We start from the raw sequence: 22,253 nt of genomic DNA, 5'->3' as shown, positions 1-22,253 counted from the left end.
ACGTTTCGGACAAGCCTGCCCTTTTCGCCGTGTCAGGATTGATTTCCTCGTGCGCATCCTGCACATGGGATGAGACCAACGACAAGGACTTGCCAATGACACGTATCGACGCCAAATTCGCCGCGCTTCAGGCAGACGGGAAAAAAGCATTTGTGGCCTATGTGATGGCGGGAGACCCCGACTACGACACGTCACTTGAGATCGTCAAAGGTTTGCCCGGTGCGGGCGTGGACGTGATCGAATTGGGTTTGCCTTTCACCGACCCTATGGCGGATGGTCCGACGATCCAATTGGCTGGGCAGCGTGCCTTGGATGGCGGCATGACATTGCAGCGCACATTGGACCTCGCTACGGAATTTCGCAAAGACGACGACACAACGCCGATCGTGCTGATGGGGTATTACAACCCGATTTTCTCTCGCGGCGTGGACAAGTTCCTGGTCGATGCCAAAGCTGCCGGTATTGATGGTTTGATCGTGGTCGACCTGCCTCCAGAAGAGGACGAAGAGTTGTGCATTCCAGCGCAGGCCGCCGGAATGAATTTCATCCGCCTTGCGACCCCCACAACAGATGACAAACGCTTGCCCAAAGTGCTGCAAAACACATCTGGCTTTGTTTATTATGTGTCGATCACCGGCATCACCGGCGCGGCGGAAGCAGAAGCCACCAACGTGGGCCCGGAAGTTGCCCGCATCAAGGCCGCCACGGATTTGCCGGTAATTGTCGGCTTTGGCATCAATACGCCCGAAAAATCCAAGGCAATTGCGAGCGTGGCAGACGGCGCCGTTGTTGGCTCCGCGATTGTCAGCCAGATCGGCGCAGGCAAGCCTGTTGCCGACGTGCTGGCCTTTGTCGCCTCATTGGCTGGCGGCGCACATTCCGCTTAAGAGCGAGGGGGCGGTATTCCGGGACATGCAGCCGCCGCGCGGCTCTCCTTTTGTAGCGTGTAGTGCGCAGCCAGATGTCCAGCGTACAAGCTGCAAGACGGGTGCGGGTGCCTCGCAGATATCCGCGCCGCAAAAGGATCGGGGCATCAATGGCCCCTACTGCGCTTTTCTTCGAGCGCGCGGGTCATTGCTTCAACCAAAACGGATCGGCTGACCGGTTTTGACACGTGCCCGGTCATACCTTGGGACAAATAGCCAGCCACCTGATGCACCATAGCGTTGGCCGAAACAGCAATGATCGGCGTGGTGTCTTTCACCGCAACGGTCTCGGCCTCACGGATCAGACGGGTGGCTTCCAAGCCATCCATGACTGGCATGTTGATGTCCATCAGAACCATGTCATATGCACCGGTACTCCACGCTTCCACAGCCTGCTTGCCATCAGGCACGATGGTCAAATCAACAAGCGCCTTTTTCAACATATGCCGCAACACGAGCTGATTGGTCTTGTTGTCCTCCGCCGCTAGCACCCTTAGCCCCTCAAGGCTGATGACATCTTTTTCACTGTCCGCAAGCACCTCGGCCGGTGTGCGATCTTCCAACGGAACGATCAGAACTTTGGCTTTGAATGTAGCGCCTTTGCCCGCATCACTTTTTACGCTGATGGAGCCCCCCATCAGTTCACAGATCCGCCGTGAAATTGCCAATCCCAATCCCGTACCACCGTGCATGCGCGTCACCGAGGAGTTGGCCTGCGAAAACCGTTGGAAAAGCCGAGGCTGCTGCGATTTTGCGATGCCCTGTCCGCTGTCGGTCACGACGATCTCAAGCCAGGCTTTATCATTGGGTGCGGGACAGACATTCAATTGCAATGAAACCCGTCCGGACTCGGTGAATTTGATAGCATTGGACAACAAGTTGCCGACAATCTGTTGCAACCGCGTCGGATCGGTTTCAGCCATAATCCGGGCGGCGGGTTCGACAGTAAGTTCAAACTCCAACCCTTTTTCTTCCGCCTTCATTTGGTGATGCTGCCGCATGACACGCGCCAGCTCCGGCAACGCGTAAGGTATGGTCTCGAGATCAAACTTGCCCGCTTCGATTTTGGAAATGTCCAACACATCGTTGATGATCGCCAACAAAAGACGCCCGCTTTCGCCCAAAACCGCGACCAGCCGCGATTGTTCCGCGCTCAAGCCACTGTCATCTAACGCCTGAGCCATACCAAGAATGCCGTTCAAGGGCGTGCGAATTTCGTGGCTCATCGACGCTAGGAACACCGACTTTGCCTCATTCGCAGCTTCGGCTGACACCCGCGCACTATCAAGTTCAACCGTCCGCTCGTGAACGGCTGTTTCAAGGGACTCCGCCAGTTTGGTCAACCGTTGATTTGCTTCATACAGTTCGCGACTCTTGGCTTCCAAGAGCCGCTCCGCCTCTTCCCGGCCTTTTCGTTCCCGTTGATACCGCCGGCGGGAGACGCCGTCCGGTTGCGTACCGACCTGATCCCCCAAGAACATTAGGCGACCTTCTGTACGAGGAATTCCGCGCGAAACCGGCCGTTTTCCGAGGCTTCCTGCATATCCACCGTAAAATCGTGCCCAAAATGCGTCATACAGGCTTCAACCATTCCACGGCAGAAATGCTGCAAGGGGCGCTCTGACGAATAGACCATCTTTAGCTGCTGTTCCGCAGGCCGTTCCGTGGCGAATGTTGGCAACTCCACTTCGGGATACAGCTTACGCACTTCGACATGAACTTCGTTCTCGATGGAATCCAGCATGTCAAAACCGTCATGTTTGCCAACAAAGAACGCCGGGTATCCTTCGACGAAACGCTCGAACATCCATTCGCCAAACTGGACCTGAAGCGCCTCCACCGGCGCGTTCAGATGCGCGCCAAACGCGCCCACCAGCGTCATCAATTCACTGCAGGGATAGTTGCCAACCGAGCTGAATGCGCCGTCGGACTCCAAATTTACCTTGTCAAGAATATCGTCTACGGCCTCTTCACCCATCACGGATTCAGCCATGCGGATCAATTCCACAAACACCACGCCCTTCATCAGGACCTCCAACAAAAAAACTCATTAAACTGCGGCCAGAATACGCCAGAGCCGTAAACGAGTTCCTAACAACCAGAATTGTGATTGCACCAAACTGGCGGTATTGGTAAGGAACCTTTACCAATATGAGGGAGTCAAAACCAAAATGACGGTAATCACCTGTATCGATGACCTGAAACGCATCTACGAACGGCGCGTGCCGCGGATGTTTTTTGACTACGCCGAATCCGGCAGCTGGACGGAACAAACGTTTCGCGAGAACACCTCGGACTTCGAAGATATTTACTTGCGTCAACGCGTCGCCGTGGACATGTCCGGCCGCTCGACCGCGTCGCAAATGATTGGCCAAGACGTGGCAATGCCGGTCGCTCTGGCCCCCGTTGGCCTTACAGGCATGCAATGCGCTGATGGCGAAATCAAAGCCGCCCGCGCGGCCGAAAAATTCGGCGTTCCCTTCACGCTCTCGACCATGTCGATCAACTCGATCGAAGACGTGGCCGAAGCCACCACCGCCCCTTTCTGGTTTCAGCTCTACACTATGCGCGACACCGATTATGTCAGCCGCCTGATCCAGCGCGCCAAAGACGCGAAATGCTCGGCCCTGGTGATCACGCTGGATTTGCAAATCCTCGGCCAGCGCCACAAGGATCTGAAAAACGGCCTCTCCGCCCCGCCCAAACTGACCCCCTCCACCATTGCCAACCTGATGACCAAATGGCGTTGGGGTATCGAAATGCTGGGCGCAAAGCGTCGCAATTTCGGCAACATCGTGGGCCACGTCGACGGCATTTCCGACTCCAAGGATCTTGGCGCTTGGACCGCCGAAAGCTTTGATCCGACGCTGGATTGGGACAAGGTCGCCAAAATCAAAGAAGAATGGGGCGGCAAGGTCATTCTCAAAGGCATTCTGGACGCCGAGGACGCCAAAATGGCGCTCAAGGTTGGGGCCGACGCCATCATTGTGTCCAACCACGGTGGCCGCCAATTGGATGGCGCGATGTCCTCAATACGCGCCCTGCCCTCTATCCTTGAGGCCGTTGGTGATCAGGTCGAGGTTCATCTGGACAGCGGAATCCGCTCGGGTCAGGACATTCTCAAGGCCCTCGCGATGGGCGCCAGCGGCACCTACATCGGACGCGCCTTTGTGTATGGGCTCGGCGCCATGGGCGAAGCGGGCGTGACCAAAGCGCTCGAAGTGCTGCACAAAGAACTCGACACCTCGATGGCCCTGTGTGGACGTCGCCGCATCGACGAACTTGGTCGCGACGTTTTGCTTATCCCCGAAGATTTTGAAGGCCGGTGGCAGGCGTAACCCTGCTGCCTCCAACTGGACAGCCCTCGCGGGCCGCGCAATAGTGCGGCCCGCAGGAGGCTTCTGACGTGCTGATCTTTTTCGAACAATCCCTGGCGCTGTTCGCGGTGCCGAAAACCGGCTCCACGGCCTTTGGGCATGTGCTGCGCCCTTTTGCCGACATCTCATTTCAAAAGCGTGTCAAACACCTCACGGTTGGTAAATATCACCGGCGCGTGGCACCTATGCTGGATCGCACCTTTGATCTGCGTCCTGACCGCGTTGCCGTGATGCGCGATCCCATTGAGCAACTGCGCAGCTGGTATCGGTTTCGTGCCCGCAGCGAAAGCACAGCTCTAAGCACACAAAACATGAGCTTTGACACCTTTGTTCTGGACGTGATCTCCGAGCACCCCTCGCCGGTGGCGCGCGTTGGCACACAGGTCAACTTTCTGTCCCTCAAGGACAAAAGCGTGCCGGTGCATCATCTGTTTGCCTATGATCGTCAGCCCCTTCTGCGACAATGGCTTTCAGAGCGTTTTGGCGAGGACATCACCCCCAAACCGCGCAACGTTTCGCCTTACTTTGACGCGCCGCTGTCACCCGAGGTAGAGATCAAATTGCGCAAGGCCCGCGGTCGGGAATTCGCACTGTATGACCAGATTGTTCAGGCTGGCGGCGTCTTACGAGACCACGCAGGCTGATCTTCGGCGATTTTCCCGCATCAGTCGCCCGAATCCCCTTTGCATTCAGCGCAAACCTCGCTATACGCGCGGCTTCACGCGAGGATACAGCCTTGGAGGATCCTCGCCCTAGATAATTGGAGAATTCAATATGGCTGGTCAGATTCCTGATCTTATCGCCGAAGCACGCACGGGGACAGGCAAGGGCGCCGCTCGTCAAGCACGTCGTGACGGCTTCGTACCTGGTGTTGTTTATGGTGGCGACGCAGACCCTGTGTCGATCCAGATCCCTTTCAACGTCCTGTTCAAAAAGCTGAAAGACGGCCGTTTCCTGTCGACTCTTTTCAACCTCAAAGTTGAAGGCCAGGAAGACGTTCGTGTGATCTGCCGCGGCGTCCAGCGTGACGTTGTCAAAGACCTTCCAACTCACATCGACCTGCTGCGCCTGCGCCGCACGTCGAAAATCAGCCTGTTCATCCACGTTGATTTTGAGAACGAAGAAGAAGCACCTGGCATCAAAAAGGGCGGCGTTTTGACTGTTGTCCGTCCCGAGGTTGAGCTCAACGTGACCGCAGGCGACATTCCTGAGCGTCTGGTTGTTGACCTGAGCGGCAAAGACATCGGCGACACCATCACCATCAGCCAGATCGATCTGCCTGCTGGCGCCAAGCCGACCATCGACCGTGACTTCGTGATCGCGAACCTGTCCGCACCATCGAGCCTGCGCTCGTCTGACAGCGACGACGAAGAAGGCGAAGCAGAAGTCGAAGCAACTGCAGAAGCAGCTGCCGAAGAATAAGACCCCACCGCAAGGTGTGTGGCAGGCGCGGCGTCCCTCGGGGCGCCGCGTTTTTTTTGTAGCCCGACACAGCCGTGCAACCATTGGGATGGTCACGCTTCCAACGCCACGCTAGGCTTTCGCATTGGTCACAGAAAGCTCACGCGTATGTCCCTGCATTTCACCGCCGAAGAATTCACCACCCGCCGCGGACAGGCCTGCGCAGCATTGCAGCGCGCAAACCTCGATGCGATCCTGCTGTTCGCGCCCGAAAGCCACCTTTGGCTGACCGGCTACGACACATTCGGCTTTGCAATGTTTCAGTGCATGGTACTTGGCGCCGATGGCCGCATTGACCTGCTAACCCGCGCGCCAGATCAGCGTCAGGCCCAACACACATCCATTCTACAAGACGACCAGATCCACATTTGGCCCGAATTCGAAGGCGCGCAGCCGCAAAAGGATCTCGTTGCCCTGCTTGCTGATCGCGGCCTGTCAAACGCCCGCATCGGCTGGGAAACCCAGACCGCTGGCCTGACGATGTGGAACGGCCAACAGGTCCGCGACGCTCTCCCCAACCTGATCGAAGCCTCGGATGTTATCCGCCACTGTCGCCGCATAAAATCCACCGCTGAAATCGACATGCACCGCCGCGCTGCGGCCTTGTCCGATGATGCGCTTGATGCAGCGCTCAAAACCACCAAGGCCGGCGCTTTCGAAGGCGACATCCTCAGCGCGATGCAGGGCGCGGTGTTTGAGGGCGGCGGCGACTATGCCGGCAACGAATTCATCATTGGCTCCGGACCAGGCGCACTTCTGTGTCGCTACTACTCTGGTCGGCGTCATCTTGATGCGAGTGACCAGATCACATTGGAATGGTCCGGCGCCTACGCGCGATACCACGCGGCGATGATGCGCACGCTGATCATAGGGCCAGCCAGCGATGTGCAAAAGCGTATGCACGCCGCAACGGTTGAGGCGCTTGAAGCCTGCGAGGCCGCCATCCGCCCCGGCGCGCCGATGGGAGATGTGTTTGACGCCCATGCCCGCGTGTTCGACGCCCATGGTTTTCAAGATGCCCGCCTGCAGGCCTGCGGTTACGGCATGGGCGCTGTCTACAATCCGATCTGGGTCGACTTTCCGATGTTTTACGAGGGCAACCCTTTGCAAATGGCGGCCGGACAGGTGTTCTTCCTGCATATGATCCTGATGGATTCGGACACCGGTTATGCCATGTGCAACGGCCATTCCGTGCTGGTCACCGAAACCGGAGTCGAGCGGCTGTCCCGCAGCCCTCTGGATCTTGTGTCTCTCTAGCGGGCGACCAAGCCAAAGCGCGGAACAAACTAGCGAGTTACCCTTTCTTCACACGACCAACGCGCATGAATCCTAACGTGCGCCCACTGCTGGTGCCCGGATCATAGGTCAGGCCGGACTGGCTCATGCAATCAACGATCTTCTTGATCACCTTGCGCGGATACTTGGACTGATGCAGTTCCAACACCACGTGACGGACGCATTTGGGCCATTTCTCGTCAAACAGAAATTGCTCTCCACCTTCAATGTCCATCATCACAAACTGCGGCTCATGAATCGCCAGCAGATGCCCAATCGGAACTGCGGGCACTTCGACCATGTCCTCAGGCGATGTGCCCTCCTCCACCAGACCGCCGCCCCAGAACAAAGCCCCCGCGCGGAATTTCACCGTCTCTGCGTCATGCGCATTGCCAACCACCGCGCCGTGCACAAGCGTCACGTCCCTTTGCCCATTGCGCGCAAGGTTGGCGCGGATCGGCTCCAACATCTTGGGGTTGGCCTCAATGCTCATCACGTTCTCGGCTCCGGCGGCTTGCGCACAGATCGCACTGACATAGCCAAGCCCCGCGCCGATCTCCAGCACGCGCCAGCCCTTCTTGATCCGCTGCAACGCCGCAGCACTTTCCTTGTTTTCATACTCACCAGAGGCCAATTTGGCGGCGATCTTCGTGTCGGTGAGCCAGTCCGGAATGCCAACTTCAATGCCTTTGAGCGTGTAAACTGTCATGCCCGATCTGCCCGTTTGTTCTTGTCAATTCATTGAGTCCTAGGGGCTTGGCCGCTATAGAGCAACCGTGAGCAGCAAAGGCAGCCCTTCATGAAACTCTTTGTCGGCCTGGGCAATCCCGGCACCAAATACCAGAACAACCGACACAACATCGGTTTCATGGCGCTCGACCGCATTGCGGACGACCACGGTTTTGCCCCGTGGAAAGGCAAGTTTCAGGGGTCCCTCACCGAGGGACGGCTTGGCTCTGAAAAGGTACTTCTGCTTAAGCCCGAAACCTTCATGAACCTCTCCGGCCAATCGGTGGGCGAAGCCATGCGGTTTTACAAACTTGCGGCCGAAGACGTGGTGGTGTTTCACGACGAACTCGATCTGGCGGCGGGCAAACTCAAATACAAAAAGGGCGGTGGCCACGCCGGCCACAACGGGCTGCGCTCGATGCATCAGCACATCGGCGAAACCTACGGTCGCGTACGCATGGGCATAGGCCATCCGGGGCGCAAGGATCTGGTGAGCCACTACGTCCTGCACGATTTTCACAAGATGGATCAGGACTGGCTTGATGACATGCTGCGCGGGATTTCTGACGGCGCCGCCCATCTGGCTGCCGACGACACCGCCAAGTTTTCCAACGCGGTGGCTCTGCGCCTCAATCCACCCCGCTCATCCACCTCAAAACCCAAAACTGAGACGCCACAAAACCAACCAAAGGCCAAAGCCACGCCAAAACCGGATCCGAAACCGGAACCCATCGAAGACACCCGGAACCCGCTGCAAAAGCTCATGGACAAGTTTTCATGAGCGCCTCCCTGCGGGCCGCGTTTCTGGATCAAGCCGGCCAGTGTGACGACCTCGGCAGCCCATTCATGGCACGCCTGCTGCGTCTCCTTTCGCAGGACTGGCCCGAAGGCACCGCATTGGCGGAAAAGAGCGCAAGTTTCTCAGGTGACATCGGCCCCTCCGGCCACAGCCTGCCTCTGCGCATCGCCAGCGGATTGCACGCGCTGGTTTTGCAAGACCGCGACGCCGCGCTCGCCGCCGTCTACCCGCCCCACTCCGCGCCAGATGCAAAGTTTGCCGAAACCATCAAACAGGCGCTTCTCACGCACGACGCTTTTCTCTGCGATTGGATTGACCGCCCGCCTCAAACAAACGAGGTGCGTCGGTCCGCCGTTCTGATCGCCACCGCGCATCTCTTGTTCACGCGGTTCGGCTTGCCCTTCCAGCTCTCCGAGCTTGGTGCCTCTGCTGGTCTTAACTTGATGTTTGATCGCTTTGACCTCGTGACTGACCTCCACGCGGTTCCTCAAAGTCCGGTTGTTCTCACGCCAAAGTGGACCGACGCGATACCGACGCAATACAGCCGCGATGCCGACAGTGATTTTTCACTGCCCGTGGCTGAACGTCGGGGCGTCGATCTGACACCGTTAAACGCCCACGATCCCGCCGACGCGCTCCGTCTTCTCGCCTATCTCTGGCCCGATCAGACCGAGCGGCTCACCCGCACCCGCGCCGCCATAGAACTGCAGGATGCACAGGTCGACAAAGGCGATGCCATTGACTGGCTCCAAGACCGTTTGCAAACGACAACCCACGGCCTGCTGCACCTGATCTATCACACTGTCGCGTGGCAATATTTCCCCCCGGAAACACAAGCGCGCGGCACCGCCTTGATCGAGGCTGCAGGCGCCAAAGCCACGGACGCCTCGCCGCTTGCCTGGCTCAGCTATGAGGCCGACGACCAGACCCCGGGGGCGGCAATAACCCTGCGCCTCTGGCCCGGAGATGTCCGCCTTGATTTAGGGCGCGCAGATTTTCACGGCCGCTGGATTGAATGGCGTGGACCAGCTGCACTGACCTAAGGTTTCGCTTGCCCAAAAGCCGCCGAAAGTGGTCAACTCCTCCTTCAAAATGGGGAGGATGTTTTGATGCGTACTTTTGGTAAATGGCTGGGTCGAATTCTGTTGATGCTTGTTTTGGCGGCCGCAGTGGTCGGCTTTCTGAAACGGGATGAACTCACACGACTTCTTGCGGTCAACTCGCTGTTTTCCGAAGGAAAAATTGTCCACAACTTCTCCAACATGAACGCCGCTTTCCTGTGGCGTGAGGTGCCGCGCGGCGACGCGCCGGTGATCGACTTGCCCAAAGGGCCACCCGCAGATCTACCGTCGGGCGTCTCGCAATATGTCAAAGACCGCAGCGTGACATCCATGCTTGTGCTCAAGGACGGCGCGATTGTGCATGAGGCATATTACAAGGACACCACGGACACCGATTTGCGCATCAGCTGGTCCGTGGCCAAGTCATATTTGTCAGCACTTATGGGCGTCGTCTTGGCAGACGGCGACATCGACAGCATCGACGATCCGGTCACCAAATACGTACCGGCCTTGATCGGGACGGCCTACGACGGTGCCAGCATCAAGAACGTGCTGCAGATGTCCTCTGGCGTCACCTTTGACGAGGACTATCTAGACTCCAACTCAGACATCAACCGCATGGGCCGCGTGCTGGCGCTTGGCGGAACGATGGACGGATTCACTGCCGCATTGTCAGACACGTTCGCCGCGCCGGGTGACGAGATGAAATACGTCTCGATCGACACGCATGTGTTGGGCATGGTGATCCGCGGCGCCACTGGTCGCGATGTGGCCTCGCTCTTGTCGGAGAAAATCATCTCCAAACTCGGCTATGAAGTCTCGCCATACTATCTCACCGACGGAGAAAGCGTTGCCTTCGTTTTAGGCGGGCTGAACGTGACTACACGCGATTATGCGAGGTTCGGACAGATGATCCTGCAAGACGGTCAGTTCAATGGACAACAGATCGTGCCGGCCGATTGGCTGGCTGCGTCTACCATTCCCAGCGCAAAAACCAAAACGGGTGCGCTGAACTATGGCTACCAGTGGTGGATGCCCAAAGACCCGCGCGAGGGGGAGTTTTACGGACATGGGATTTATGGCCAGTACCTTTATGTCAACCGGCCCAAAGGGGTGCTGATTGTGGTGACCTCGGCTGACCGCCAGTTCAAGGAAGGCGACGTAAAGGACTACAGCATCACGCTTTTCCGCCAAATCTCTGAAGAACTAGACTAGCGCCAAGGGTTGCAGATTGAAGAGAATGGGGGCGCGCCGCCCCCATACAATCGCAGGTAAGTCCGGAACAAATAGTCAGTGGACGCGCGCGCCCTGTGCCTCGATCGCCGATTGAATGTCAGTGATATTGAGCGCGTCTAGGGCGCGGCTCTGTTTCACCGCCAAAGCCGCCGCAACGCCTGCCCCCTGCCCGATCACTGCGCAGCATGCCATGTTGCGGGTTGCAGCATGCGCGATCTTTTGGGCCGCAGTGGCCCGCCCCGAGATCAGCAGGTTCTTTACACCCCTCGGCAATAGGTTGCGGTATGGCACTTCGAAATAGCGCCCTGTCGTGGGTAAGATCAAAACACCATACCCATCGATGAATTCAGGGAAAATTCCAATGCTGTCTTCAAAACGGCCCTGTTCACGCACGTCAGTTTCGCGCATCTCATAAAGCGTATCCACCTTACGTGTGTCGCGAATACCCAGGCTCATACCAAAGTTTCTAAGCCGCGCGTTTTCACAGCCCGGCGTGAATCGCCGCAGCGCTTCAATCGCCAACATCGCCTGTTTCCTGCCCTCGATTTCACCTTGGGTCAGGCTGTCTGGGTCAGTACCGTCAATGCCAGCAAGGTGCACAAGGTTCATGTAGGTCAACTCACCGGTGTCATGCATTGCCCCCCATGTACCCGCAATGGTGTTAAGCGCCGGCGGAATGAGCCCAGCCTCGATTGCCTGTGCAAACGGCTTGTGCAGAAATGGTGAGAACATCGTGTCCTCTTTGCCGGAGGTCTCGATGTTCCATTCACCGCCGCCGCCCCAATCGGCATAGGTCTGCGGATCAGAATTCACTCCCTCAACAAAGGCGCGCTTGTCCACACCTGCGAGGTGAAACATCACCGAGGCCGCCATCAGGTCTTCGCGCGGGGCCATTTGGGTCGGCGACCCTGCGCGATGGGCCACGTCCGCATCACCGGTGGCGTCGATCACAATCTTGGCCAGTATCGCTTCGCGTCCGGCTTTGGATTCGGTGACAATGCCCTTGATTTCATCGCCTTCCATGATCGGTGCAACGAACTGACGGTGCAGCATCGGGTGAATGCCCGCCGCCTCAACCATATGATCCGCGACCAGCTTGAAGCCTTCGCTGTCAATCTCATAGCTCAGCGATTGGCTCTCCGGCACCGCGGCGCCCGCATCTTTGGCAGCGTCCTCAAATTCCTTGGGAATACCCATGCTTTCCACAGTTTTCTGATGGCGGTACCAGTGCATGCCTTCGACCCCGACAACCGTAATGTTGCCGCCAAAGCAGCCAAAGCGCTCCACCAATGTTACTGCCACACCAGCCCGTGCCGCCGCCAATGCAGCAGACAACCCGCCGGGGCCTGAGCCCACGACGAGCACGTCCGTTTCATGGATGACATCTATCTGGCGGGACGGTTCATAAATCTGTTTCATTCCGCAGATTTGCGCGACGCGAAACCAACGGTCAATCGCATTCCTAAATGCTCATTCAAAAAATTCATGTCCCCGACGGGATTTCAATCCTTTGCGCGCCTACACCAACGTGCCAAACTGGCGCCATGATAGAAAAAGACCCTTCCGTGAACGTCCTTGGGGACCCATTGAAACCGTGCTCCCATGATCCGCTTACAGGATATTTTAGGGACGGCGCCTGCAACACTTGTACGCAAGACTCTGGCAGCCACACCGTGTGCGTGGTCTTGACTGCGGAATTCCTCGCCTTTTCCAAATATGTGGGCAACGATCTCTCCACGCCAAGACCGGAATTTGGCTTTGAGGGTCTCAAGCCCGGAAACCAATGGTGCCTATGCGCCGCGCGTTTCCTGCAGGCCCATGACGAAGGCTGCGCACCAAAAGTGCGTCTGGCCAGCACGCACAAGTCTGCTCTTGATATCGTGCCCCACGCTGTGCTGCTGCATCACGCTTTGGATGCGCAGTAAAACTTATTGGGGCTAGTTGCCTTCGATGTCCGAAAAATCAGGTCCCTGATCCGCCCAATGTTGCTGCGGCATCTCAGCCATTGGCACCACAACATCCGTCACAAACTGGCCGGTCTTCTTGTCAATAATGACCACATGAAGATCCGTCTCGGAGAACCCGCGGATTCTGGTGTTGCCATTCAAACGACGGTCGATTTTGACCCGATGAACGCCCGCCTCCGACATTTTTTGGATGGCACGCTCTCGGGCAACAGACACGCTCTCCGCCAGCGCCGACGACACAGCCAACACCCCGATTACCAAGGCACCAACAACAGGTCTCATCATTCGCATAGTAGGTCCGCCCTTGCACAGCATAGTGCCAAGGTGGCAATCAGTGCCCAGACCCGCAAGGGGAAGTGACAGCAGAAATTCTCATTACCGCTTAGTCCAAAAGGAAAAGGCGCCCAAACAAGGCGCCCTTTTTTGATAATTTTGCCGCTGATCTTAGTCGGCTGAGCGACCCTCTTCGGTGTCGGACATGTCAAAACCCAGATAACGCGCCACGGTCTGGACGTCTTTGTCACCGCGACCGCACATGTTCATCACAAGAATGTGGTCCTTAGGCAGATTTGGCGCAATTTTCATCACATGCGCCAACGCGTGGCAGGGCTCCAGCGCTGGAATGATGCCCTCTTGCCCGCAGGAGAATTGGAACGCCTCAAGCGCTTCTTTGTCGGTGATCGACACATATTCCGCGCGGCCCGTATCATTCAACCAACTGTGCTCCGGCCCGATTCCCGGATAATCCAGACCAGCCGAAATCGAATAACCTTCCAAAATTTGCCCGTCGTCGTCCTGAAGCAAATAGGTACGGTTGCCATGCAGCACCCCCGGACGCCCACCTGTGAGCGACGCACAGTGCTCCATCTTGTCGTCCACACCTTTACCACCGGCCTCAACGCCGATGATGTTGACGGACTTGTCATCCAAGAACGGATGAAACAGGCCCATCGCATTGGAGCCGCCGCCGATCGCGGCGATCACGGTATCAGGAAGGCGGCCTTTGCCTTCTTGTTCTTCCAGTTGCCAGCGGACTTCCTTGCCGATAATCGATTGGAAATCCCGCACCATCGCCGGATAAGGATGTGGCCCAGCCACCGTCCCGATGCAATAAAATGTGTCGCGCACGTTGGTCACCCAGTCGCGCAGCGCGTCGTTCATTGCGTCCTTGAGAGTGCCACGACCTGAGGTCACAGGCACCACTTCGGCGCCAAGCAATCGCATACGGAAAACGTTGGGCGCTTGGCGTTTCACATCATGCGCGCCCATGTAGACCACGCACTTGAGGCCAAACTTTGCACAGACTGTCGCGGTGGCAACGCCATGCTGACCGGCACCGGTTTCAGCGATAATACGGGTCTTACCCATACGCCTTGCCAGAATGATCTGACCCAACACGTTGTTCACCTTATGCGCACCCGTGTGGTTCAACTCGTCACGCTTAAGGTAGATTTTTGCGCCACCCAGCGTCTCGGTCATGCGGGATGCGAAATACAACGGGCTCGGACGACCGACATAGTGCTTCCACAAATCGTTCATCTCGGCCCAGAACGTGTCATCGTCCTTTGCCTTTTCGTATTCCGCCTCAAGATCAAGGATCAGGGGCATCAGGGTTTCGCTGACAAACCGGCCACCAAACTGGCCGAACCGGCCTTTTTCGTCAGGGCCATTCATAAAGCTGTTGAAAAGGTCGTTAGACATTTTGCCTCTCCCGCGGTGTTTCAAATGTTCTAGGGCTGGGAACCAAGATTTGCCAGCGCAAACTGCCCACCGCCACCACGACACGTGCATTCGCGATTTTCGCGCCTACCCTGCCTATAGATCTTACGCAAAACCCGCTCATGCAGACCAAAAATCAACACTCTCAAACGAGCTTTGGAGGAAGCTTTTCCTCAGAAAACCCTCTAGCAGCTTTGACAAATGCCCGGATCAGATTGACGTCCTTGGTCCCCGGCGCGCTTTCCACGCCCGACGACACGTCGACCTGCCGCGCTCCGGTCATGCGCACGGCCTCGGCCACGTTGTCCGGTGTCAGCCCACCTGCCAGCATCCACGGCGCAGGCCAGTATTTGCGGTTCACGAGACGCCAGTCAAACGCCAGCCCATTGCCACCGGGAAGATCTGCATCCTTCGGCGCCTTTGCGTCCACCAACAGCTGGTCCGCGACACTGCCATATAGATCGATCTGGGCCACATCGGCTGCCTCCGCAATGCCAATCGCCTTCATCACCGGCAAACCGTAGCGGGCTCGGACCTCTGCCACCCGCGCAGGGCTTTCTTTGCCGTGCAGTTGCAACATGTCCAATGGAACCGTCTCAACCAAATTGTCCAGAAACGCATCGTCCGCATTCACCGTCAATGCAACCTTTGCCAAACCAACCGGAGCGGCTAGCGCCAGGTCACGTGCCAGATCAAGGCCAACGTTGCGTGGCGATTTCTCAAAGAACACAAACCCAACGTAAGCCGCGCCAGCCTCAGCTGCCGCCGCCACGTGTTCAGGCTCTTTCAGCCCGCAAATCTTGACACGAATATCCATGTGAAAGCCCTACAAGAGCCGCGCTCGAATGCAAAGCTTCAGCTGGCTTCGTCCAACAGCGCGAGAACTTCGTCTTTGTTCTCCGCCTGCTTGCCTTTCAGACGGCGCACTTCGCGTTTGGTCTTGTGCAATTCTTTCTCAGCCTTGGTTTTGTCCGCCCGGTGGCGGTGCTCGCGCAGCCATTCCCAGACAAAGCCGACCAAAAGGCCCACAACAATCGCGCCAAGGATCACCACGAACAGCGGCAAGCTGATAGAGAAGTTCAGACCCAACAAATCACCCAAAGCCGCCGGCAACAAAGTCAAAGTGACAAAGTCACGATTTGCCAGACAAACAGAGATAAGGGCGACGCCAAGGGCGCCGAGAAAGGCATAGCGAAAATAGCGCATGGGTTACTTCCCGTTCAGACGATCTCGTAGCAACTTGCCCGTCTTAAAGAAGGGCACGTGTTTTTCTTCCACTTGCACCGACTCTCCTGTGCGCGGGTTGCGCCCTGTACGGGCGTCGCGCTTCTTGACTGAGAATGCACCAAAACCCCGAAGCTCAACGCGGTCACCGCCGCTCATAGCGTCCGTGATTTCGTCGAATATCGTGTTCACGATACGCTCAACGTCACGTTGGTACAGGTGGGGGTTCTCATCGGCAATCTTCTGAATCAATTCCGAACGGATCATCGGCATATGTCTCCCTAACGGCGTGCAGGTCTTTGCGCATGCATTTAACCGACTATAGGTAGAAACGCTCAAAACGGAAATGGAAAGGCGGGCCTGACCGCTCGTTTTTGCTCAATTCCGCCGATTTTTGGGCCCTGATCATGGCTTCAGGCCTCATTTTGACCTGTCCAGCTTCCGCAACAGTGCCGCCGCAGTGCAGAGAAGCCATTGATTCGCAAAGAAAAGCCTTAGCGCGCTTTCTGCCCCGTTTTGGCCTCATAGCCACATTGAGCCTTGCGTATCAATAGACGCCTGATTTCAGGCTGACCGAACCAAAGCACGTGCTAATGTCGTCGCATGTTCTTTGATTTGCCGTCCCATTCCGATTTGTATCAGGCTTTGCTTGACCGCGATGACCGCTATGACGGGCAGGTTTATGTGTGCGTCGCGACCACCGGCGTGTTTTGTCGGCTGACCTGCCCTGCCCGCAAACCGAAGTCTGAGAACTGCACTTTCTTTGCCACCATCGGTGAGTGCATCGAAGCCGGCTATCGTGCCTGCAAGCGGTGTCACCCATTGGCGCCTGCGGCAGAGTCTGACCCCGCGATTGCAACTTTGTTGGCAGCACTGGACGATCGCCCCGACATTCGCTGGTCAGAGCGCCACATCACCCAAATGGGGTTTGACCTTTCCACCGTTCGGCGCAGTTTCAAACGTCAGTTTGGCATGACTTTTTTGGACATGGCCCGCCAACGCCGTCTGCGCGAGGGGTTCGAAACGCTGGCCAGCGGTGACAACGTGATTGCCGCACAACAGGACGCCAGCTTTGACAGCCCACAGGCATTTCGATCAGCATTCGCGCGCCTCCTAGGCTGCGCGCCGTCAGCACTAAAAGCCGGAGGACTGCTGCGTGCGGACTGGATACCAACGACCTTGGGGGACATGATCGTCGTTTCGTCGGCCAGCCACCTTCATCTTTTGGAGTTTGTCGACCGCAAGGCCCTCCCCCGCGAACTTGCCCGCTTGCGGAGCTTCGCAAAAGGCGATCTGGGTTTGGGCCGATACGACCCCACCGATCAAATCCAGTCCGAACTGACAAACTATTTCAACGGCGCCTGCCCGTCTTTCGCCACCCCGTTTGCTCTTCATGGCACAGCTTTCACCAAAGACGTTTGGCTCACCCTTCTGACCATCCCCGCCGGCCAAACCCACAGCTATTCCGAGATTGCGCATCATATGGGCCGTCCATCGGCCACCCGCGCTGTTGCCCGCGCCAACGGCGCCAACCAAATCGCTATCGCCATTCCTTGTCACCGTGTCCTTGGCGCAGACGGCGCGCTTACCGGATACGGCGGCGGCCTTTGGCGCAAACAAAAACTGTTGGACATCGAACGTCAGTACCGACCCAAATCCGAAAGGCTCCCCGCATGAGTGAAACACACCCGTCTTCGATCCAGAAGGCCGACACCTTCAAAGCCCTGCACACACCGGGCACACCGGTTGTACTTTATAACATCTGGGACGCGGGCAGCGCCGGTGCCGTGGCCAAGGCCGGCGCCACAGCCCTCGCCACCGGCAGCTGGTCTGTGGCCGAGGCACAGGGCTATCGCGACGGAGAAGCCCTGCCGATGGAATTCCTTCTTTCCATTGTGGAGCGTATCGTCGCCACCAACACCCTGCCCCTGACCGTCGACTTCGAAGGCGGCTATGCAGTTGCGCCGGAGGAGGTCACACTCAACGTCGAGCGCCTGATTTCCGCTGGTGCCATAGGCCTCAACTTCGAAGACCGTGTGGTCAAGGGCAAAGGCCTACACACCATCACCGAGCAAGCCGCCCGTATACGGGCCGTGCGCGCAGCTGGTGATCAGACCGGCACACCAATCGTTATCAATGCCCGCACCGATCTGTTTCTGCAATCCAAGCCCGAAGATCACGCCAGCCACATTTCCGAAGCGCTTGACCGCGCAGCCGCCTATGCCGAGGCGGGCGGCGACAGCTTCTTTGTTCCCGGCCTGTCCGATGCCGACCTGATCCAGAAGGTTTGCACCGATTGTCCCTTGCCGGTGAACGTGATGCTGCGCGATGTGAGCGCCCAAGTCGCGCCTCTCGCGGCTCTTGGTGTGGGCCGCATCAGCTTTGGCCCCACGCCTTACGCAGCGGCGATGAAAGGCATCACCGAACAGGCGCAGGCGTTTTATTGAACATCTAGTGGACACACCTGCGGTCTGTGGGAGGCTTCACTCAGACCGAGTCAAACGACCAAAGTCTCGCGCGACCATCGCGATTTCTCCGGTCTCATGCTGCCAACGGTACACGGACGGTGTACAAACACCACTCTCATATAGAAACGCCAAGGCGTCTCCCATCCCGTTTGCCCCGATGCATATCGCGTTGTCTGGCCAACCGACCCAATCTTTTAGTGCTGCGGTCTCCCGAACGATGTCCATTGCAGTACGTTTCAGGCGTTTTTTGTCCGACTTGTCCCAAACTGGATGCAGATCCCAGTTGTCACCATCACAGACAACTTCACCGCCGTTTTCCGTCTTCAAACTCTTTCGGTACTCGCTAGGTAGCTTGACGCCGAGGGTGGCTTCGCAAGCCTCAATAAACTTTTCATCGACCGGCCACGGCATCTCATAGGCTTCCACTTTAGCTTTTCAAAGAGACCATAGAACCACGGCCCTAAGCTGTCGAGCGACCGTCCCCCAGTATAATCAGATAGCCTGCTGCCTCTTCTAACCACCTGACCAAAAGAAAAACCCCGCCGTCTCCGGCGGGGTTTCTTTTTGTCAGAGATGATCGGGCTGATCTTATTCGTCGCCCGTCTTCAGTGCGGCGCCAAGGATATCACCCAGCGATGCACCGGAGTCCGAAGAACCATACTGTTCTACGGCTTCTTTCTCTTCCGCGATCTCACGCGCCTTGATCGACAGACCCAGACGACGTGTCTTGCTGTCAACGTTGGTCACGCGCACGTCAACCTTGTCACCAACATTGAAGCGCTCTGGGCGCTGCTCTGCACGGTCACGCGACAGGTCGGAGCGACGGATGAAGGATTTCATGCCTTCATAAACCACTTCGATGCCGCCGTCTTCGATTGCGGTCACTTCACAGGTCACGATCGAGCCGCGCTTCACGCCGCCAACCGCTTCTGCAAACTTGTCGCCGCCCAGCGCTTTGATCGAGAGCGAGATACGCTCTTTCTCAACATCAACCTCGGATACGACGGCCGAAACCATGTCGTTCTTGTGGTAGCTCTGGATGGCTTCTTCGCCGCGCTCGTCCCAAGACAGGTCGGAGAGGTGAACCATACCGTCGATCTCGCCAGGCAGGCCGATGAACAGACCGAATTCGGTGATGTTCTTGACTTCGCCTTCGACTTCGGTGCCCTCGGGGTGTGTTTCTGCAAACACTTCCCATGGGTTGCGCTGAGTCTGCTTGAGACCAAGGGAAACGCGGCGCTTGGCACCGTCGATTTCCAACACCATGACGTCCACTTCTTGCGAGGTGGAAACGATCTTGCCGGGGTGTACGTTCTTTTTGGTCCAAGACATCTCGGACACGTGAACCAGACCTTCAACACCGGGCTCGAGCTCAACAAAGGCACCGTAATCGGTGATGTTGGTCACGCGACCTTTGTGCACCGACTCCAGTGGGTACTTGCCGGCCACCAGATCCCATGGATCTTCCTGCAGCTGCTTCATGCCAAGGCTGATGCGGTGGGTTTCTTTGTTGATCTTGATAACCTGAACCTTGACGGTCTCGCCAATTGTCAGGATCTCGGATGGGTGGTTCACACGACGCCATGCCATGTCAGTCACGTGCAACAGACCGTCTACGCCACCAAGGTCAACAAACGCACCGTATTCGGTGATGTTCTTGACCACACCGTCGACCGCTTGGCCTTCGGACAGGTTGCCGATAACTTCTGCACGCTGTTCTGCGCGGGACTCTTCGAGGATCGCACGACGCGATACAACGATGTTACCACGACGACGGTCCATTTTCAGAACCTGGAACGGCTGCTTCAGACCCATCAATGGGCCAGCGTCACGCACGGGGCGCACGTCAACTTGCGAACCGGGCAAGAAGGCCACGGCGCCGCCGAGGTCAACTGTGAAGCCGCCTTTGACGCGACCAAAGATTGCGCCTTCAACGCGCTCTTCGTCGGCATATGCTTTTTCGAGGCGATCCCATGCTTCTTCACGGCGTGCCATCTCACGAGAGATAACCGCTTCGCCGCGGGCATTTTCAGCCGAGCGCAGGAATACTTCTACTTCGTCGCCAACAGCGATTTCAGCAGGTTCACCAGGATTTGCGAATTCTTTAAGATCAACGCGGCCTTCCATTTTGTAGCCGACGTCGATGATGGCTTGGCCCGCTTCAACTGCGATGACCGTGCCTTTGACAACAGATCCCTCTTCGGGTGTGTCCATTTCGAAGCTTTCTTGCAGGAGGGCTTCGAATTCCTCCATAGTTGTATCAGCCATGTGGCGTCATTTCCTTTTCAAACGTTTTATCTGGCCGAACGGTTGTCTCCGCCGGTCTAAGTTGGTGCCCGCCTTGCGACGTGCGGATTGGTCTTGGACGCGCCAACAACAAGAAAACACACAAAAAACAAAGAGGGCCAGCGATTGCCTGACCCTGCTCGTCTCGTTGTTTTATGGCATATGCGCCTTATAGACAGGGGCTCTATAGACACATTCCCCTATCGGAGCAAGTCGATTGTGCTACAGACCCCTGCCCCGCTGATGTCTGTTTCCCCGCGTTGACAGCGCCCTCTCACAGCGTCGGCAGACAGGAGCATCCTTTCAGGAGTTGAGAGGCATATCCCTCACATGGCGCAAGCGAGGCCGCTGGGGATGCAACGCAGCCAATGTCGGCTTTGAGCCCTTTGTGACCACTGCTGCGGAGTAGTCACAATGTCTGGTTAGCGAGAAACCGTATCAAGGATAACGGATCTTTTTCCGAAAACGGTCATCTTCGTGCATCCGCCAATACGCTTCAGTAATCTCCTTGGTTATTGGGCCGACCGATCCGGTTCCAATTGAATTTTCATCAATCTTGGTGACGGGCATGACGCCGCCAGCTGTGGAGGTCACGAACACTTCATCTGCCGCCCTTAAGTCAATTGGTGCCAGATCATCCGTCGCGCAAGTGATCTGCAATTCGTCACAAAGATCAAAAATTGTTTGGCGTGTCATTCCCATCAGCACCCCAAACTTGGGCGAGGACATTTTGCCGTTTTTCACGGCGAAGACGTTGAAACCGGGCCCTTCTGCTATGTTGCCGTTGGCGTCTAAAAGAATGGCTGTTTCAGCTCCCTGTGCATACGCCGCATACAGACCTTTGACCAAGTCCAGCCAGTGATAGTTCTTTACAGTTGGATCAACGGAGCTGGGTGGAATTCGGACAAGGTCGGTGACAGCTGCGTGTAATCCTCGTCTCATTTGTTCTGGGTTGGCAACCGACCCAAATGGAATTGCAAAGGCGATGAAGCGGTTGATAGCATCGCGAGGGTCGCGGCTGAATGTAGGAGATGTACCGCGTGTGCAGATGAACTCGACATACGCATTCTGGAGGCCTGATAGAGCGACGCAATTGTGCAAAATCTCAATCATCTCAGCCCGACCGTACGGGATCGACATGTGCAACTTTTCCATCCCTGCGAAGAAGCGGTCAAGATGATCATCAAGCCGGAAAAATGCTCCCTTCCACACATGCACAACATCGTATGTCGCATCTGAGTGGAGGAAGCCATTGTCCAACACTGAAATCTTTGCCTCGCTGATCGGAAGATATTGGCCATCCATGAAGGCAATGCCGGGAGGGTAGTTTGCCGGGTCAGAATGACGATCAGACAGCGCAGGCAATTTATACATGTTGTTCAACTCCAATGATCGTAAATTTGAATCTTGCCTCAGCAACAGAGCAATGAGCGCGTCGAATGTCTATGCATACGTGCCCTAATCTATATGACAATGATCATCGCGAAGTCACCGCCTCAGATAACCATGCTGGCAAGCAGAATGTAAAAGCAGCCACTGGTACATGTGCAGCGAAGGGTAACTTCGTCCGCATAGCCACCAAATAATCCGGCTTGCCCTTTCAGGCGTCTCGCTAGTTAAGGAAATGCTGTTTGGACACGCCAGAACCGCGCTACGGAATTAGTTTGATTATTCTATTTCGCGATCAACGGCTTCCAAACTCGTGAATGGGACGAGCCGGATATT

General features: G+C 56.8%; 23 protein-coding genes. 11 read left to right on the top strand and 12 right to left on the bottom strand.

The annotated features are described in order from the left end of the window. Positions 1–95 precede the first annotated feature (95 nt). Positions 96–887, top strand: a complete 792-nt coding sequence (trpA, locus tag PG871_RS08260; protein WP_270728205.1) for a tryptophan synthase subunit alpha — start codon at positions 96–98, stop codon at positions 885–887. Between the two features lie 146 nt (positions 888–1,033). Here the strand turns inward: trpA and PG871_RS08255 are convergent, their stop codons facing one another. Together PG871_RS08255 and PG871_RS08250 are read right to left on the bottom strand one after the other, a co-directional pair. After that, positions 1,034–2,311 carry an ATP-binding protein gene (locus tag PG871_RS08255; RefSeq protein ID WP_270728203.1) on the bottom strand — a complete coding sequence of 426 codons (1,278 nt, stop codon included), beginning with the start codon at positions 2,309–2,311 and terminating at the stop codon, positions 1,034–1,036. 95 nt (positions 2,312–2,406) lie between these two features. Then, positions 2,407–2,952 carry a heme NO-binding domain-containing protein gene (locus PG871_RS08250; protein ID WP_270728202.1) on the bottom strand — a complete coding sequence of 182 codons (546 nt, stop codon included), beginning with the start codon at positions 2,950–2,952 and terminating at the stop codon, positions 2,407–2,409. Between the two features lie 145 nt (positions 2,953–3,097). On the opposite strand from PG871_RS08250, the gene PG871_RS08245 reads away from it, so the two are divergent. From PG871_RS08245 to PG871_RS08230, 4 genes are all read left to right on the top strand, one after another. Continuing rightward, on the top strand, positions 3,098–4,264 hold the full coding sequence (locus PG871_RS08245) for an alpha-hydroxy acid oxidase (RefSeq protein WP_270728200.1): 1,167 nt from the start codon (positions 3,098–3,100) through the stop codon (positions 4,262–4,264). A 68-nt stretch (positions 4,265–4,332) separates the two neighbouring features. Beyond that, entirely contained in the window at positions 4,333–4,947 is a 615-nt protein-coding gene (locus tag PG871_RS08240; RefSeq protein ID WP_270728197.1) for a hypothetical protein, read from the top strand. Positions 4,948–5,077: 130 nt separating this feature from the next. Further along, positions 5,078–5,725 (top strand): 50S ribosomal protein L25/general stress protein Ctc, encoded by a 648-nt coding sequence (locus PG871_RS08235; protein ID WP_270728195.1) that lies wholly within the window; start codon positions 5,078–5,080, stop codon positions 5,723–5,725. A 147-nt stretch (positions 5,726–5,872) separates the two neighbouring features. Beyond that, complete coding sequence (locus tag PG871_RS08230; RefSeq protein ID WP_270728193.1) at positions 5,873–7,021, top strand: M24 family metallopeptidase; 1,149 nt, start codon at positions 5,873–5,875, stop codon at positions 7,019–7,021. 37 nt (positions 7,022–7,058) lie between these two features. Here PG871_RS08230 and PG871_RS08225 read toward each other — a convergent pair whose 3' ends face one another. Then, entirely contained in the window at positions 7,059–7,748 is a 690-nt protein-coding gene (locus PG871_RS08225; RefSeq protein WP_270728190.1) for an FkbM family methyltransferase, read from the bottom strand. A gap of 90 nt (positions 7,749–7,838) precedes the next feature. Here PG871_RS08225 and pth point away from each other — a divergent pair, with 90 nt between their 5' ends. The 3 genes from pth to PG871_RS08210 all read left to right on the top strand — a co-directional run bounded on the left by pth (position 7,839) and on the right by PG871_RS08210 (position 10,843). Next, the gene (gene pth / locus PG871_RS08220) at positions 7,839–8,549 is read left to right on the top strand and encodes an aminoacyl-tRNA hydrolase (protein ID WP_270728188.1); all 711 of its coding nucleotides are present in this window, start codon (positions 7,839–7,841) and stop codon (positions 8,547–8,549) included. Further along, entirely contained in the window at positions 8,546–9,610 is a 1,065-nt protein-coding gene (locus PG871_RS08215; protein ID WP_270728186.1) for a DUF2332 domain-containing protein, read from the top strand. The genes pth and PG871_RS08215 overlap by 4 nt, the downstream gene beginning before the upstream one ends. 66 nt (positions 9,611–9,676) lie before the next feature. Next, the gene (locus tag PG871_RS08210; RefSeq protein ID WP_270728184.1) at positions 9,677–10,843 is read left to right on the top strand and encodes a serine hydrolase domain-containing protein; all 1,167 of its coding nucleotides are present in this window, start codon (positions 9,677–9,679) and stop codon (positions 10,841–10,843) included. Between the two features lie 75 nt (positions 10,844–10,918). Here PG871_RS08210 and PG871_RS08205 read toward each other — a convergent pair whose 3' ends face one another. Next, entirely contained in the window at positions 10,919–12,283 is a 1,365-nt protein-coding gene (locus PG871_RS08205) for an FAD-dependent oxidoreductase (RefSeq protein ID WP_270728182.1), read from the bottom strand. Between the two features lie 125 nt (positions 12,284–12,408). Between PG871_RS08205 and PG871_RS08200 the strand changes: the two genes are divergently transcribed. Next, positions 12,409–12,789 (top strand): DUF2237 family protein, encoded by a 381-nt coding sequence (locus PG871_RS08200; protein WP_270728180.1) that lies wholly within the window; start codon positions 12,409–12,411, stop codon positions 12,787–12,789. 12 nt (positions 12,790–12,801) lie between these two features. Here the strand turns inward: PG871_RS08200 and PG871_RS08195 are convergent, their stop codons facing one another. The 5 genes from PG871_RS08195 to ihfB all read right to left on the bottom strand — a co-directional run bounded on the left by PG871_RS08195 (position 12,802) and on the right by ihfB (position 16,041). Beyond that, positions 12,802–13,122, bottom strand: a complete 321-nt coding sequence (locus PG871_RS08195; RefSeq protein WP_270728178.1) for a hypothetical protein — start codon at positions 13,120–13,122, stop codon at positions 12,802–12,804. Positions 13,123–13,275: 153 nt separating this feature from the next. Further along, positions 13,276–14,532, bottom strand: coding sequence for a tryptophan synthase subunit beta (gene trpB, locus PG871_RS08190; RefSeq protein WP_270728176.1), 1,257 nt, complete (start codon positions 14,530–14,532; stop codon positions 13,276–13,278). A 163-nt stretch (positions 14,533–14,695) separates the two neighbouring features. Further along, on the bottom strand, positions 14,696–15,367 hold the full coding sequence (locus PG871_RS08185) for a phosphoribosylanthranilate isomerase (RefSeq protein WP_270728173.1): 672 nt from the start codon (positions 15,365–15,367) through the stop codon (positions 14,696–14,698). 38 nt (positions 15,368–15,405) lie between these two features. Further along, complete coding sequence (locus PG871_RS08180) at positions 15,406–15,756, bottom strand: lipopolysaccharide assembly protein LapA domain-containing protein (protein WP_270728170.1); 351 nt, start codon at positions 15,754–15,756, stop codon at positions 15,406–15,408. A gap of 3 nt (positions 15,757–15,759) precedes the next feature. Next, positions 15,760–16,041: an integration host factor subunit beta gene (gene ihfB / locus PG871_RS08175; RefSeq protein WP_054004158.1), complete on the bottom strand. Its 282-nt coding sequence runs from the start codon at positions 16,039–16,041 to the stop codon at positions 15,760–15,762. Positions 16,042–16,377: 336 nt separating this feature from the next. Here ihfB and PG871_RS08170 point away from each other — a divergent pair, with 336 nt between their 5' ends. Both PG871_RS08170 and PG871_RS08165 read left to right on the top strand, forming a co-directional pair. Continuing rightward, complete coding sequence (locus PG871_RS08170; protein WP_270728168.1) at positions 16,378–17,451, top strand: bifunctional transcriptional activator/DNA repair enzyme AdaA; 1,074 nt, start codon at positions 16,378–16,380, stop codon at positions 17,449–17,451. Then, positions 17,448–18,221, top strand: coding sequence for an isocitrate lyase/PEP mutase family protein (locus PG871_RS08165; protein ID WP_270728166.1), 774 nt, complete (start codon positions 17,448–17,450; stop codon positions 18,219–18,221). Before PG871_RS08170 ends, PG871_RS08165 begins: the two co-directional genes overlap by 4 nt. Positions 18,222–18,257: 36 nt before the next feature. On the opposite strand, the gene PG871_RS08160 is transcribed toward PG871_RS08165, so the two are convergent. The 3 genes from PG871_RS08160 to PG871_RS08150 form a co-directional block, all read right to left on the bottom strand. Continuing rightward, on the bottom strand, positions 18,258–18,668 hold the full coding sequence (locus PG871_RS08160) for an SMI1/KNR4 family protein (protein WP_270728163.1): 411 nt from the start codon (positions 18,666–18,668) through the stop codon (positions 18,258–18,260). 162 nt (positions 18,669–18,830) lie between these two features. Next, positions 18,831–20,495 (bottom strand): 30S ribosomal protein S1, encoded by a 1,665-nt coding sequence (rpsA, locus tag PG871_RS08155; RefSeq protein ID WP_443020481.1) that lies wholly within the window; start codon positions 20,493–20,495, stop codon positions 18,831–18,833. A 471-nt stretch (positions 20,496–20,966) separates the two neighbouring features. Further along, on the bottom strand, positions 20,967–21,902 hold the full coding sequence (locus PG871_RS08150) for an aminotransferase class IV (protein ID WP_270728160.1): 936 nt from the start codon (positions 21,900–21,902) through the stop codon (positions 20,967–20,969). Positions 21,903–22,253 lie beyond the last annotated feature (351 nt).

The sequence above is a fragment of the Shimia sp. Alg240-R146 genome, from assembly GCF_947331465.1.
Taxonomy (GTDB): domain Bacteria; phylum Pseudomonadota; class Alphaproteobacteria; order Rhodobacterales; family Rhodobacteraceae; genus Shimia.
This window is presented reverse-complemented; position numbering and strand designations above follow the sequence as displayed.

Coding starts and splice junctions, on each gene's coding strand:
- PG871_RS08225 (WP_270728190.1), bottom strand. CDS start 7,748: ATGACAGTTTACACGCTCAAAGGCATTGAAGTTGGCATTCCGGACTGG.
- PG871_RS08185 (WP_270728173.1), bottom strand. CDS start 15,367: ATGGATATTCGTGTCAAGATTTGCGGGCTGAAAGAGCCTGAACACGTG.
- PG871_RS08195 (WP_270728178.1), bottom strand. CDS start 13,122: ATGCGAATGATGAGACCTGTTGTTGGTGCCTTGGTAATCGGGGTGTTG.
- PG871_RS08200 (WP_270728180.1), top strand. CDS start 12,409: ATGATAGAAAAAGACCCTTCCGTGAACGTCCTTGGGGACCCATTGAAA.
- rpsA (WP_443020481.1), bottom strand. CDS start 20,495: ATGGAGGAATTCGAAGCCCTCCTGCAAGAAAGCTTCGAAATGGACACA.
- trpB (WP_270728176.1), bottom strand. CDS start 14,532: ATGTCTAACGACCTTTTCAACAGCTTTATGAATGGCCCTGACGAAAAA.
- PG871_RS08210 (WP_270728184.1), top strand. CDS start 9,677: ATGCGTACTTTTGGTAAATGGCTGGGTCGAATTCTGTTGATGCTTGTT.
- ihfB (WP_054004158.1), bottom strand. CDS start 16,041: ATGATCCGTTCGGAATTGATTCAGAAGATTGCCGATGAGAACCCCCAC.
- PG871_RS08205 (WP_270728182.1), bottom strand. CDS start 12,283: ATGAAACAGATTTATGAACCGTCCCGCCAGATAGATGTCATCCATGAA.
- PG871_RS08165 (WP_270728166.1), top strand. CDS start 17,448: ATGAGTGAAACACACCCGTCTTCGATCCAGAAGGCCGACACCTTCAAA.
- PG871_RS08235 (WP_270728195.1), top strand. CDS start 5,078: ATGGCTGGTCAGATTCCTGATCTTATCGCCGAAGCACGCACGGGGACA.
- PG871_RS08245 (WP_270728200.1), top strand. CDS start 3,098: ATGACGGTAATCACCTGTATCGATGACCTGAAACGCATCTACGAACGG.
- PG871_RS08170 (WP_270728168.1), top strand. CDS start 16,378: ATGTTCTTTGATTTGCCGTCCCATTCCGATTTGTATCAGGCTTTGCTT.
- PG871_RS08215 (WP_270728186.1), top strand. CDS start 8,546: ATGAGCGCCTCCCTGCGGGCCGCGTTTCTGGATCAAGCCGGCCAGTGT.
- PG871_RS08250 (WP_270728202.1), bottom strand. CDS start 2,952: ATGAAGGGCGTGGTGTTTGTGGAATTGATCCGCATGGCTGAATCCGTG.
- PG871_RS08230 (WP_270728193.1), top strand. CDS start 5,873: ATGTCCCTGCATTTCACCGCCGAAGAATTCACCACCCGCCGCGGACAG.
- trpA (WP_270728205.1), top strand. CDS start 96: ATGACACGTATCGACGCCAAATTCGCCGCGCTTCAGGCAGACGGGAAA.
- PG871_RS08180 (WP_270728170.1), bottom strand. CDS start 15,756: ATGCGCTATTTTCGCTATGCCTTTCTCGGCGCCCTTGGCGTCGCCCTT.
- PG871_RS08150 (WP_270728160.1), bottom strand. CDS start 21,902: ATGTATAAATTGCCTGCGCTGTCTGATCGTCATTCTGACCCGGCAAAC.
- pth (WP_270728188.1), top strand. CDS start 7,839: ATGAAACTCTTTGTCGGCCTGGGCAATCCCGGCACCAAATACCAGAAC.